The organism is Pseudoalteromonas sp. SR41-8, from assembly GCF_014163915.1.
Classification (GTDB): Bacteria; Pseudomonadota; Gammaproteobacteria; order Enterobacterales; family Alteromonadaceae; genus Pseudoalteromonas; species Pseudoalteromonas rhizosphaerae.
Map to the genome: position 1 here is coordinate 38,411 of NZ_JACJEE010000022.1, position 13,460 is coordinate 51,870.

Sequence of the window (13,460 nt, forward strand, 5' to 3'; positions counted from 1 at the left end):
CTTATCTTGTTATTAGGTTGCCATGTTTCACGTGGAACATTTGTAGTTCTCGTTGCATGGGTTCCACCACAGCAGAAATACTTTCAGATTGAATTGTAGAGATAAATATTTGAGAGCTACAGTGCGACAATAACTGTCCTACTTTCTCTTTCGTATCTTCCCCTAACTCTGAAGGTAGATCATCTATTAGCAATATTGATTGCTTTTCTGTCTCTGACTCAATCAAACTATTTTGCGTTACTTTTAACGCATAAAGCAATAGTTTCAATTGACCGCGTGAAAAGGTGTTTTCCACACTATTGCCAGCGACACTAAAACTGAAATCAGCTTTATGCGGCCCTTTATTTGTAAAACCTTGGCGACTATCACGCTCAAAGCTTTGTTCGAGAGCGTCGGCTAGAGATTCATTTTCTTTCCAACCAGCATAAAAACTTATTTCTAAATCGCGTATAAGCGTTAATTCTGCACACATTTTATCAAAAAATTGCTGCTTAAACCTACTTATATACGCAATTCGTAAATTATTTATTTGGTCTGCCAGTCTAACAAATTCTTTATCCCAAAACTTGATTTGATCAAAATAATTCTTAGGCTTACTTTTCAATAATGCATTACGTTGCTTTAATACTTTATTGAAAGATTGCCACAAATAAAAAAAGTCTTGTTCCACGTGGAACAATCCTAAATCTAAAAATTTTCGGCGTTCTTTTGGACCTCCAAAAAACAACGAATAGCTTTCAGGGGTGATCACTTGTACTGGCATTAACTGGGCAAGTTCAGACACTCGACGACTAGACTTACCCTGTATTTTTAATTCGGTCTCACCACTTAAAGTCTTACTAATACCGATTGGAATTGATAAGTTATAAAGTGATTTACGACCATGAATGGTGAATTTTTCTTTATGGTGCGTAATGATACTTTTGTGTTTTGGGGTGCGGAAAGACTTGCCATGAGAAAGGTAATAAATAGCCTCAAGAAGGCTGGTTTTGCCACTGCCATTTTCACCATAAATTATGTTAATACCATTCACTGGCTCTACAGTGAGTGCCTCAATATTCCGAAAATTATTGAGGCTCAAATGACTTAAACTCATAGTGCCTTATAAGCGCATTGGCATAACAACGTACATGGCTTCTTCATCGCCAGCACCTTCTATCAATGCACTACTATTTGAATCAGCAAGCGTAAATAAAACGTCTTCTGTTTTTAATGTATTTAATACATCTAAAACATACGATACGTTAAAGCCAATTTCTAAGTCATCACCTTGATAGCTCACTTCAACCACTTCCTCAGCTTGCTCTTGCTCTGGGTTGTTGGCGGTAATTTTTAATAGTCCGTTCGATAAGTTTAACCGTACACCTCTAAACTTCTCGTTCGATAAAATAGATACCCGTTGAAACGCACTGCGTAACCATTCACGATTTGCGGTAATCACTTTATCACCACCACGTGGCAATACTCGGCGGTAATCAGGAAAACGCCCATCAACTAATTTACTAGTAAAAGTAAACTCTGTATCTAAAATACGAATATGATTTGCACCAAATTGAATTGTCACCAACTCATCATCAGCAACCATTAGCCGCATAATTTCTTGTACGCCTTTACGCGGAATTATTAGCTGACGTTGAGTGTTTAACGATTGCGTTAATTGTTTTTGCGCAATTGCTAAACGGTGACCATCAGTAGCCACTGTTTTTATATCAGTATTATCTACTTCAAACGACATACCATTTAAGTAATAGCGTACGTCTTGATTGGCCATCGAAAAGTGAGTGCTTTCAAGTAACTTTCGCAGTTCTAAGCGCGTTAGTTGAAATTCAACTTCACCGTCCCACTGCTCAAGATTAGGAAAGTCTTCCGCAGCGAGTGTAGTTAATGAAAAGCGACTTTTTCCACTGGTCAGTAATAGTTGGTGATCTTGACTGCTCAACGTTAAATCTGAACCGTCTGGCAGACTTTTACAAATATCGAGTAATTTTTTAGCTGGCAAAGTCAATTTAGTATCAGCGGTATCATCGCCAACAAAAACCTTTGCAACAAGTTCAATCTCAAGGTCTGTACCTGTCATTGAAAGCTCGCCATTTTCAACCTCTAACAAAACGTTAGATAAAATTGGCAAGGTATGCTTGCGTTCAATTGCGCCGGATACTTGCACCAAAGGTTTTAAAAATTGTTCTCTTGATATAGTTATTTGCATAATAAAGTCAGCCCTAAGATGACAATGTTCTTATTAGGTTTTGGTAATCTTCTTTCACTTCGTGGCTTTCATCACGTAGTGATTTAATCTTTCTGCAAGCATGCAATACTGTAGTGTGGTCGCGGCCACCAAAGGCATCACCAATCTCAGGTAAGCTGTGATTGGTAAGTTCTTTAGACAGTGCCATAGCAACTTGACGAGGTCTTGCGATAGAGCGGCTGCGGCGCTTAGATAGCAGGTCTGAGACACGAATACGATAATATTCAGCAACCGTACGTTGAATATTGTCTATCGTGACCAGTTTGTCCTGCAAAGCGAGCAAGTCACGTAATGCTTCTTTTACAAAGTCGATCGAAATTGGTCGACCAGTAAAGTTTGCATTAGCAATCACACGATTAAGCGCGCCCTCTAACTCACGCACATTTGAACGTAATTTTTTAGCGATAAAAAAGGCCACTTCGTGAGGTAAATTTATTTTACTCTGCTGGGCTTTTTTCATCAAAATAGCCACTCGCGTTTCAAGCTCTGGCGGCTCAATCGCGATGGTTAAACCCCAACCAAAACGTGATTTAAGGCGATCTTCAACCCCTTCAATCTCTTTTGGATAACGATCTGAGGTTAAAATAATTTGTTGGTTACCTTCAAGTAATGCATTGAAAGTATGAAAGAATTCTTCTTGAGAGCGTTCTTTGTTAGCAAAAAACTGAATATCATCGATCATTAAAGCATCAACACTGCGGTAATAACGCTTAAATTCTTCAATAGCATTATTTTGCAGGGCTTTAACCATATCTTGCACAAAGCGTTCTGAGTGCATATAAACAATTTTTGCATCTGGCTTATTTGCCATAATACCATTGCCAACCGCATGTAATAAATGCGTTTTACCTAAACCCGTTCCACCATATATAAATACCGGGTTAAAGGCAGCACCAGGATTATCCGCAACTTGCGTCGCAGCAGCTTTTGCTAACTGGTTAGATTTACCTTCAACAAAACTATCAAAGGTGTAGTTTTCTTTTATGTTTGATTTATAACCAGACTTAGGTGCAGGCTCAACCACAGCTTTAGCTGCTTTTGGTTGCTGCTTTGCTGCTGGCTGATTCATCGGGGTCGCAGAGCCAGTTGTTGCAGGCGCGATCACTTGCGCATTGTGGATTGGCTTGCTACCTACATCAAAGCGTAACTCTGGCGCTTCATCCTTACAAATCTCAACAAGTAATTCATTAATTCGGTTTAAGTACTTTTCTCTTACCCAATCAAGCACAAAGCGATTAGGTGCATAAATCGTCAGGGTATCTTCGGTACTTTCTGCTTGTAGTGGTCTTACCCACATACTGAACTGCTGCGAAGGCAGTTCATCTTGCAATACATATAAACAACTTTGCCAAACCGACAGATACACAGTTAAACTCCCAAAGACTTAGTATTTATTCCCGGTCATCTTTAGTGGCCGGAAATCATACATTTATTACTATTATTTAGGCAATTTATTAACCCAAGACCGAGTATTATGAATGCACTTTATCCACAAGTACAAGATTGATTTTTTTGAAAAATATGATCTGGCTAAAAAAAACAAGCAAGACGTTGATTTTTAATAGCAATTATTTTTAACTTCAAAGTATGATCATAGCAAAAAAGGGCTTGGATCGCGATCAAATTATGTGATCTATTTTACTTACCCCAAGCTTTTATGCACTTTTTATACAGAGCCTGTGGAAAACTTCTTTAATATAAGGATCCTAGCAGATCCTGCCAACAGATCTATTATCGCCCCTCTATTATAAATGCGATTATGGTTGACTTTAAGGCACTTCATCGATAATATCTCGCGCTCGCAATGGCACCTGTGCCAGGATCGCGACCTGCATAGGATGTTTTAACCTTTAACCGATCGGATGGAATTGTTATGAAAAGAACTTTTCAACCTAGCGTTTTAAAACGCAAACGTGCACACGGTTTCCGTGCTCGCATGGCAACTGTAAATGGCCGTAAAGTATTAGCTCGTCGCCGCGCTAAAGGCCGCAAAGTTCTTTCTGCTTAATATATAAGTGGAAGACTTTAACTTTGGCAGGGAGTTACGTCTGTTAACTCCCTCGCATTACTCTCGCATCTTTAATGAACCCGCTCGGGCCGCAACTCCTTTCTTTACCTTATTAGCAAAACCCAATGACCAAGCAAAACCTCGCTTAGGACTCACTGTAGCTAAAAAACGGGTTAAAAAAGCTTGCCAACGAAACCGTATTAAACGTCTTGCTCGCGAAAGTTTTCGTTTAAACCAACACACTATTGATAATGTCGATATTGTGCTGATGGTTAAAAGTGGTATTGATGAACAGTCAAATGAAGAGCTAACTAAACAACTCACTAAATTATGGCGCAAGATTAACGAACGCTGTAAACCTGGTGCACCAAAACCACCGCCGTTTAAAAAACGCCCCAACAAATCGGCTAAATCCAATAAACAGAGCCAATAGCAATAGAATTACATGGTTAATTAAGGTATCTTTAGCTCACCTTTTAATCATGCATTTAAAATTCCATTTTGGGCGTTTAAATTCATGGTATCCATTCACTAAATATTACGCAGAGGCTTGAACATCATGAGGTTACTAAAACCACTTGTTGCTTTTCCTAAGCGCTGTTTAGTGTTATTAATTCGTGGTTATCAAAAGTGGATTAGTCCGCTGTTAGGTCCGCATTGTCGCTTTAATCCAACCTGCTCTAGTTATGCTATTCAAGCAATTAATTTGCATGGATCTGTAAAAGGGAGTTGGTTAGCGGTTAAACGCATATTAAAATGTCATCCTTTACATTCAGGTGGGGATGATCCCGTACCTGAAAAATTAACCCATATTAACCACCAACACGAGAAATAAGAGCTGTTATGGAATCGCAACGCACGTTTTTATTCATCGGCCTGATGCTTGTATCGTTTTTATTGTTCCAAGAGTGGAATAAAGACTACAACGCACCAAAAGTCGATCCTAGTGCCAACACACAAACACTACAAACTAATTCCCCTGACTCTGATGATTATGTTCCATCATCAACCGATGGTGAATTACCTACTGCAGCAACAACCGCGAAACGTTCAGTTATTGAAATTACGACTGACGTATTCAAAGTTAAAATTGACACCCGTGGTGGTGATATTGTTGAAGCTGACTTACTGCAATACGAAGAAACAAAAGGCAGCGAAACGCCTTATATGTTACTTGGTGAGTTTGATGGTAAACAATATTTCTCTCAAAGTGGTTTAATAGGCTTAAATGGCCCAGATGCATCTGCAGAAGGTCGCCCGGTTTATCACTCTGAGCAAAAAACATTTGCTTTAACAGGTGACGAACTTCGCGTACCACTTACATTTACTGATAGCAAAGGTGTTAGTTTTACTAAAACGTATGTATTCAAAAAAGGTCAATACGATGTTGCTTTAGAATACTCAGTAAATAACACCACCGCAGAGCCAATTCAAGTACAGCTGTATACGCAAGTAAAACGCACAGTACAAGATAAAGGCAGCTTAGTTGACCAAAACTACTTAGGTGCTGCCTATGGTTCTGCTGAGGAAAAGTACGAGAAATATAGCTTTTCTGATATGGCCGACAAAAACCTTAGCATTAATACGCAAGGTGGTTATATTGCTTTTATTCAGCACTACTTTGTAAGTGCGTGGGTTCCTTCGCAAGAACAGCAAAATACCCTTTACAGCTTAATTGCTAAAGGCAACGCAGCAATTATTGGTGCTAAAGGTGAGCCGATAAATGTACAAGCGAACCAACAAGCAACTCTTGGTGCAACTTACTATATGGGCCCTAAAGAGTCGGATATACTTGAAGCTATTCATCCGAACTTAGATTTAACTGTCGATTACGGTTGGTTATGGTTTATCTCACAGCCGTTATTTATACTATTAAAATGGCTACATAGCATACTAGGTAACTGGGGTGTGGCAATTATCGCCATTACTGTGATTGTTAAATCAGCAATGTACCCACTTACCAAAGCACAATATACGTCAATGGCGAAGATGCGTGCCCTACAGCCTAAAATGGCTGCATTAAAAGAAAAGTTTGGTGATGACCGTCAAAAATTCGGCCAAGCAACCATGGAAATGTACCGCAAAGAGAAAGTAAACCCTATGGGTGGCTGTTTCCCTATTTTGCTGCAAATGCCAATTTTCTTAGCGCTATTTTATGTATTCTTAGAATCAACAGAACTGCGTCATGCTGAATTTATTTTTTGGTTAACTGACTTATCTGCGAAAGACCCATACTACGTACTACCAATCTTATTTGGTGCCAGTATGTTTATTACTCAGAAGCTACAACCAATGACGGTAACTGATCCGATGCAACAAAAGATGATGACCTTTATGCCGGTTATCTTCTCAGTGTTCTTCCTTTGGTTCCCATCTGGTCTAGTACTTTACTGGTTAGTATCAAACCTTATCTCTATCGCACAGATGCTGATCATCTATCGCGGTATGGAAAAGCAAGGAATAAAAGTCAGGGGCTAATTTGCTCAGTTACTTAAATTAAGGCGACCATTGGTCGCCTTTTTTATTGCCCGCTATTCGCCAGTCATAACTGCATAGGTTACAATACGCCCATACCATTACTCTTTAAGTTGGCAAACTATTAGCATGATCAATCAAGACACAATTGCAGCACAAGCAACCGCACCTGGTCGTGGTGGCGTTGGTATTATTCGCGTTTCTGGCAGTTTAGTAAAAACCGTCGCCGAACAGATTATTGGTCGTTGCCCTAAGGTGCGTTACGCCGATTACGTGCCATTTAACAGTCTTGCTGGCGAGCAACTTGATCAAGGTATTGCTATTTATTTTGCCGGGCCAAACTCTTTCACTGGCGAAGATGTACTTGAACTACAAGGCCATGGAGGTCCTGTAGTACTGGATATGCTACTTAAAGAAATTAGCCAAATTGAAGGTGTGCGATTAGCAAAGCCAGGCGAGTTTTCTGAGCGCGCCTTTATGAACGACAAAATGGACTTAACCCAAGCAGAAGCAATTGCTGACTTAATTAATGCCACTTCAGAACAAGCAGCCAAAAGCGCCTTACAATCACTCCAGGGCGAGTTCTCTAAGCACATTGATACCTTAGTTGAAAAAGTCATTCACTTGCGTATGTACGTTGAAGCGGCCATTGATTTTCCCGATGAGGAAATAGACTTTTTATCTGACGGTAAAGTCTCTGGTGATCTAAATGCCATTATCACTCAGCTAAGCAATGTGACCAATCAAGCAAAACAAGGCAGCATTATGCGTGAAGGTATGCGCGTGGTGATTGCTGGGCGCCCTAACGCAGGCAAATCTAGTTTACTAAATGCACTTGCAGGACGTGAAGCTGCTATTGTTACTGAAATTGCCGGCACCACCCGTGACGTACTACGAGAACACATTCACATTGATGGCATGCCGCTACATATTATAGATACTGCAGGCCTGCGCGAAAGCCCAGACCGCGTTGAGCAGATAGGCATTGAACGCGCATGGGATGAAATAAAACAAGCCGACCGCGTGTTGTTTATGCTTGATGGCACTGATACCAAAGACACTGACCCACATACTATTTGGCCAGAGTTTATGGCAAAACTACCTGCCGGTATGGGCGTAACCGTGATCCGAAATAAAGCCGATTTATCGGGTGACGAAGTCGGTATGAGTGAAAACCAGCAATATCCAGTGATCAGCTTAAGTGCTAAAAATGCTGATGGTATAGAGTTAGTTCGTACTCACTTAAAAGCATGTATAGGTTTTCAGGGAGCTACCGAAGGCGGCTTTATGGCCCGTCGTCGTCACTTGGATGCACTCGATAGCGCAGCTCATCATTTACAAACTGGCAAAGACCAATTAGAGATGCATATTGCCGGTGAGATCCTAGCTGAAGAACTACGTTTAACACAAAACTACTTAAACGAGATCACCGGTGAATTTACCTCTGACGATCTACTTGGCAAAATTTTCAGCTCATTTTGTATCGGTAAATAATTAAAAACTAAGGGTGCTTATATAAGCACTCTTAATCCCCTTCAAAAACCAGTATATTATTATACCAATCGACTTAGATATTTAACCATTCTAGCGAGCTACATAAAGCGCTAACTGCGTTATAATTTTTTCAATTAGAACAACTACATGTCAAAATTTACGCCTTGTTATCACTGTATTTATCTGTCGCTATAAATGGTCAGTAACTTTACACGATTGGTATTAACTGTATTCAATAAAAAATACAAGTCGTTATTTAACCAACCGCTCTAAATTATCCGTCGCTATCACTGCCTTTTAGGTTTTTACAACGAGCTTAAAATTTACGTTCAGTGCCGAATTTGGCCAGCGTAGTCACCGTAATCTTTTTATAGTCATAATGAAATTCACTTTTGAGATCATTATGAATAAATACCAAACCTTTCATCAATTACATAAACAAGATCAATTATTTTTATTACCAAATGCGTGGGATCCATTAAGCGCTCGCATATTAGCTGATACTGGTTTTGCTGCTATCGCCACAACAAGTTGGGGGATGGCACAATCTCGAGGTCAAGAAGATGGCGAACAATGCTCATTTGAGGAGTTTATAAGTCAGCTAAAACCAATAATCGATGCTGTTAATATTGCTGTTTCTGTGGATATTGAATCAGGTTACAGTAATGACGTAAACACTATTTGTCAGCATGTTTTGGCCGTAGCCAAATTAGGTGCTGTCGGTATTAATATTGAGGATTCAGATAAAAAAACAGCTCAGTTACGCTCCCTAGAACACCAAGTAGAAATCCTTAAAGCGATTAAAAATACACTTAAAAAGTATGGTTTTTCACAGCTATTTATCAATGCTAGAACTGATTGCTACAGCCAAAATATGGCTTCTCTTGAACATGTAATAACTCGATCTTTGGCTTATCAAGACGCTGGCGTTGATGGTATTTTTATCCCTGGATTATCCGATTTAACAGCAATAAAGCAAATAACAACGACACTTAAGGTGCCACTTAACGTGATGGCACAGCCATTAAAAAGTGATTTTCTTTGCGATAATAGTAGTAATAGCAGCTCATTATTTGCACATGGCGTGCAAAGATATACGCTTGGTAATGCACTATTTGATGCCACAAAAGCCTATATTTTTACCGCTAGCAGTACTTTTAATAGCACAAAAAGTAGCGATCATTTATTCTAATCGGAGTTTTAAAAGCTATTTATACAAAATTAAAATCATAATTAGTGATAAAAATAGCAACTAATTTAGAAATTGATCAGCACAAGCTCAAATTGTTATCCACAATTTGGGCTTTTTTGATCATTTTTAACTTAGAGGCATATAAAAAGTACTCAATTTATTAGCTCAAACAGTATAAATCGAGCAATAAACCCACTAAATCAACTTTAATTGCCATTAATTACTTATTTAGCACCCTACTTGAAATATTTTTTGGCATTTCATAAATTAATTTATAGCCAAAACGATCGTTATCAACAGGCGATCTATCCACATTCTGATCACTCGTTTTAAAACTCTTAATGAAACGAAAATTCACCACTCATAAAACGTAAAATCAATAGCTTAGTAAAATAAAAATAAGATCTTATGTTTTTACTACTCAGCTTTCCCACTTTTTATCAACAGCTTGATCAGAAGATTACACATTGGAATACTTTATTTTATCTATATATATCAAACAATTACGAATTAAAAATAAAAACAATCAAAAATTGTACCTTAAATACTTATACAAACTTTCATTCAAGGCTTTACTGCTGAGTAAACTCAGTTATCATAAGCCTATAAGTAAGCAGTTGTGTGATCAAATAGAATTATGAACTCCGTTAATATCATTATAGGCAGCCAAATGGGATCTGCTGAGTATGTAGGTGAGCAACTAGCAGAGCAGTTAGTTACTCAAGGGATCACTACAGAAGTTCATGATCAACCTAACTTTTCACAGATAAACCAAGAAAATACTATCTGGTTATTGTGTACTTCTACTTATGGTGCTGGTGATTATCCTGAGAACCTTTTATCCTTTGTTGAAGATATTAATCAAGTTAATGATTTAAAAGGATTAAATTTTAGTGTTATTGGTTTAGGTGACACCAGTTATGATACCTATAACCTCGCAGGCCGTAATCTAGAACAACTTTTAGTAAGTAAAGGCGCGCACTGTATAGCAGAGCGCTTAGAGTTGAATATTCTTGATGAAGAACTACCAGAAGACACCGCATTAGCTTGGTTACCAAGCTGGATCGAGCAAATAAACCGTATTTAATTAAGATCACAGTTTAGATCCAAATTTAAAGTTACCCACAATTTACTGAGTATTTAGATCAGATTGTGGATAAGCTATGATCTAACTGCGTTTTAAGACTATGTTATCCATTGGATAAGATCTGATCCAATACCCCCTGTGCATAAAGAGCCTTTTTGATCAGAGCTTATAATCAGTTAGATCCGATCATATTAACACCTTTAGATCCGATCTAACTTTATGTTTTAATAAGTAAACTAAACCTTATCAACAGAAATCATGCTCAGTAGTAGTAACAGTAATAAAAGATCTCTTTAAAAGATCCTTTATATTATTAGAGATCATTTACTTAGATCTTGGCCACAGTTTAATCATTTATCTTCTGTAAATTTATAGGTAGAATACGCTCCCCCTTGAAAGTTTGCTGGTTGATTAAGTAGGATCCCGAAATGATTTTTCACGAAAATTTTGATGTTATTGTTGTTGGTGGTGGACATGCAGGTACAGAAGCTGCGTTAGCTGCTGCACGTATGGGTATGAATACCCTGCTGCTGACTCACAATATGGATACCCTTGGTCAGATGTCATGTAATCCAGCAATTGGTGGTATTGGCAAAGGTCATTTGGTTAAAGAAATTGATGCACTAGGTGGTGCAATGGCCCAAGCAATTGATAAAGGCGGTATTCAATTCCGTACTTTAAATTCTTCAAAGGGACCTGCAGTAAGAGCTACTCGTGCACAAGCAGATCGCGCTTTATACAAAGCTGCTATTCAAGATATTTTACAACACCAAGATAACCTGAAGATCTTTCAGCAATCATGTGATGATCTGATTGTTGAAAATAATAAAGTAACTGGTGTTGTTACTCAAATGGGACTGCGTTTTAGCGCACCTTCTGTGGTATTAACCGTAGGCACTTTCCTTGGTGGCCAAATTCACATTGGCTTAGAAAACTTCAAAGGTGGTCGCGCTGGTGATCCACCTTCAATTGCATTAGCAAATCGTTTACGTGAATTACCATTTCGTGTTGATCGCTTAAAAACTGGAACGCCACCACGTATTGATGCCCGTACAGTTGATTTTAGTAAAATGGAACAACAACCTGGTGATGCTATAACACCGGTGTTTTCATTTATGGGTAAGCAGTTAGATCATCCACAACAAATTTCTTGCTTCATCACATACACCAATGAAAAAACTCATGATGTGATCCGCAATAATTTACATCGTTCACCTATGTACTCAGGTGTTATTGAAGGGATTGGTCCACGTTACTGTCCTTCTATTGAAGATAAAATTGTTCGTTTTGCAGATAAAGACAAACATCAAATTTTTGTTGAGCCTGAAGGCCTAACATCTTATGAGCTTTATCCAAATGGTATTTCAACTAGTTTGCCATTTGATGTGCAATTAGAGATTGTGCAATCAATCACTGGCTTTGAAAATGCACATATTTGCCGTCCAGGCTATGCTATCGAGTACGACTTTTTTGATCCACGCGATTTAAAGAAATCATTAGAGACCAAATTTATTGATGGTTTGTTCTTTGCTGGACAGATCAATGGCACTACAGGCTATGAAGAAGCCGGTGCACAAGGCTTAATTGCCGGTATGAATGCAGCATTGCAAGTGCAAGGTAAAGAGCCTTGGACACCACGCCGTGATGAAGCTTATGTCGGTGTATTAATCGACGATTTAACTACACTAGGTACCAAAGAACCGTACCGTATGTTTACTAGTCGTGCTGAATACCGTTTGTTACTACGTGAAGACAACGCTGATATTCGTTTAACAGCAAAAGGTCGTGAACTTGGTTTAGTTAACGATGAACGCTGGCAAGCATTTAATGAAAAAATGGATATCATTGCAAAAGAATCTCAACGGATCAAAGAAACTTGGATCCATAAAGATCACGCTGTAATTGATCAAGTTAATGGCTTACTTAAAACACCATTAACCCGAGAAGCAAGTTTAGAAGAATTATTACGTCGCCCTGAGATCCGTTATAACGATCTAATGGCGATCGAAGGATTAGGATCTGAGTTTGATCATGCAACAGCGTTAGAGCAAGTTGAGATCCACACTAAGTACGCAGGTTATATTGCTCGTCAGCAAGAAGAGATCAATAAGCAACTTCGTCATGAGTTAACTATTTTGCCTAAAGATTATGATTACTCGATCGTATCGGGTCTATCAAATGAAGTGGTTGCTAAATTAACTGAGGCGCGTCCTGATACAATCGGTCAAGCATCACGTATTTCAGGTATCACGCCTGCTGCTATTTCGCTATTATTAGTTTATCTGAAGAAGCAAGGCTTACTACGTAAAATTGCGTAGTCATTAAGGAATACTGTGTTACAGCAACAATTAACTACTTTGTTAGCGCAAACTGATATTGCGCTAACTGAAAAACAACAGCAACAATTGGTTCAATATGTTGAGTTACTCAACAAATGGAACAAAGCTTATAATTTAACCTCAGTGCGTTTACCTGAGGATATGATGATTAAGCATATTATGGATAGCTTAGTTGTTGCACCTCACCTACCCGGTCATCATTATATTGATGTTGGTACGGGTCCTGGCCTTCCGGGTATCGTATTAGCTATTGCATTACCTAATACACAATTTATTTTATTAGATAGTTTAGGTAAACGCGTGCGTTTTTTAATGCAGGTAAAACATGAGCTAGGTCTGAAAAATGTAACCCCAGTGCAGTCTAGAGTTGAAGATTATCAACCAAGTGTTAAATTAGATGGTGTATTGAGTCGTGCTTTTGCATCTTTACAAGATATGGTTGACTGGTGTTCGCACTTGATTGATCATTCAGGTAAGTTTATTGCCTTAAAAGGCGTATTTCCAAGTGAAGAGCTAGAATCTTTACCAGCAGGTGTTAAGTTCGAGCAAAAAATCACCTTGGAAGTACCAAAATTAGATGCGCAAAGACATTTAATTATTCTTTCTAAAGACTAGGGATC

The 13,460-nt window shown here is 38.6% G+C and carries 12 protein-coding genes; 9 read left to right on the forward strand and 3 right to left on the reverse strand.

Going from position 1 to position 13,460, the window contains the following annotated elements:
* Position 1: 1 nt before the first annotated feature.
* Genes recF through dnaA form a run of 3 tightly spaced genes read right to left on the reverse strand, consistent with a single transcriptional unit; the run spans position 2 to position 3,611 of the window.
* The gene (gene recF, locus H5162_RS14665; RefSeq protein ID WP_145241717.1) at positions 2-1,096 is read right to left on the reverse strand and encodes a DNA replication/repair protein RecF; all 1,095 of its coding nucleotides are present in this window, start codon (positions 1,094-1,096) and stop codon (positions 2-4) included.
* A gap of 6 nt (positions 1,097-1,102) precedes the next feature.
* Positions 1,103-2,206 (reverse strand): DNA polymerase III subunit beta, encoded by a 1,104-nt coding sequence (gene dnaN, locus H5162_RS14670; protein ID WP_145241715.1) that lies wholly within the window; start codon positions 2,204-2,206, stop codon positions 1,103-1,105.
* A 13-nt stretch (positions 2,207-2,219) separates the two neighbouring features.
* Complete coding sequence (gene dnaA / locus H5162_RS14675) at positions 2,220-3,611, reverse strand: chromosomal replication initiator protein DnaA (protein ID WP_145241713.1); 1,392 nt, start codon at positions 3,609-3,611, stop codon at positions 2,220-2,222.
* A gap of 507 nt (positions 3,612-4,118) precedes the next feature.
* On the opposite strand from dnaA, the gene rpmH reads away from it, so the two are divergent.
* From rpmH to rsmG, 9 genes are all read left to right on the forward strand, one after another.
* A complete protein-coding gene (rpmH, locus tag H5162_RS14680) occupies positions 4,119-4,253 on the forward strand; it encodes a 50S ribosomal protein L34 (protein ID WP_004335215.1) in 135 nt (44 codons plus the stop codon).
* Between the two features lie 7 nt (positions 4,254-4,260).
* Complete coding sequence (rnpA, locus tag H5162_RS14685; RefSeq protein ID WP_145241711.1) at positions 4,261-4,686, forward strand: ribonuclease P protein component; 426 nt, start codon at positions 4,261-4,263, stop codon at positions 4,684-4,686.
* A gap of 126 nt (positions 4,687-4,812) precedes the next feature.
* On the forward strand, positions 4,813-5,088 hold the full coding sequence (gene yidD / locus H5162_RS14690; RefSeq protein WP_064668255.1) for a membrane protein insertion efficiency factor YidD: 276 nt from the start codon (positions 4,813-4,815) through the stop codon (positions 5,086-5,088).
* 8 nt (positions 5,089-5,096) lie between these two features.
* On the forward strand, positions 5,097-6,731 hold the full coding sequence (gene yidC, locus H5162_RS14695) for a membrane protein insertase YidC (protein WP_145241709.1): 1,635 nt from the start codon (positions 5,097-5,099) through the stop codon (positions 6,729-6,731).
* A 126-nt stretch (positions 6,732-6,857) separates the two neighbouring features.
* Complete coding sequence (gene mnmE / locus H5162_RS14700; protein WP_182778857.1) at positions 6,858-8,222, forward strand: tRNA uridine-5-carboxymethylaminomethyl(34) synthesis GTPase MnmE; 1,365 nt, start codon at positions 6,858-6,860, stop codon at positions 8,220-8,222.
* Positions 8,223-8,625: 403 nt separating this feature from the next.
* A complete protein-coding gene (locus H5162_RS14705) occupies positions 8,626-9,414 on the forward strand; it encodes an isocitrate lyase/phosphoenolpyruvate mutase family protein (protein WP_182759106.1) in 789 nt (262 codons plus the stop codon).
* A 637-nt stretch (positions 9,415-10,051) separates the two neighbouring features.
* Complete coding sequence (locus tag H5162_RS14710) at positions 10,052-10,501, forward strand: flavodoxin domain-containing protein (protein ID WP_182778859.1); 450 nt, start codon at positions 10,052-10,054, stop codon at positions 10,499-10,501.
* A gap of 428 nt (positions 10,502-10,929) precedes the next feature.
* Positions 10,930-12,819, forward strand: coding sequence for a tRNA uridine-5-carboxymethylaminomethyl(34) synthesis enzyme MnmG (gene mnmG / locus H5162_RS14715; protein ID WP_145241701.1), 1,890 nt, complete (start codon positions 10,930-10,932; stop codon positions 12,817-12,819).
* A 15-nt stretch (positions 12,820-12,834) separates the two neighbouring features.
* Positions 12,835-13,455: a 16S rRNA (guanine(527)-N(7))-methyltransferase RsmG gene (gene rsmG / locus H5162_RS14720; RefSeq protein ID WP_145241699.1), complete on the forward strand. Its 621-nt coding sequence runs from the start codon at positions 12,835-12,837 to the stop codon at positions 13,453-13,455.
* Positions 13,456-13,460 lie beyond the last annotated feature (5 nt).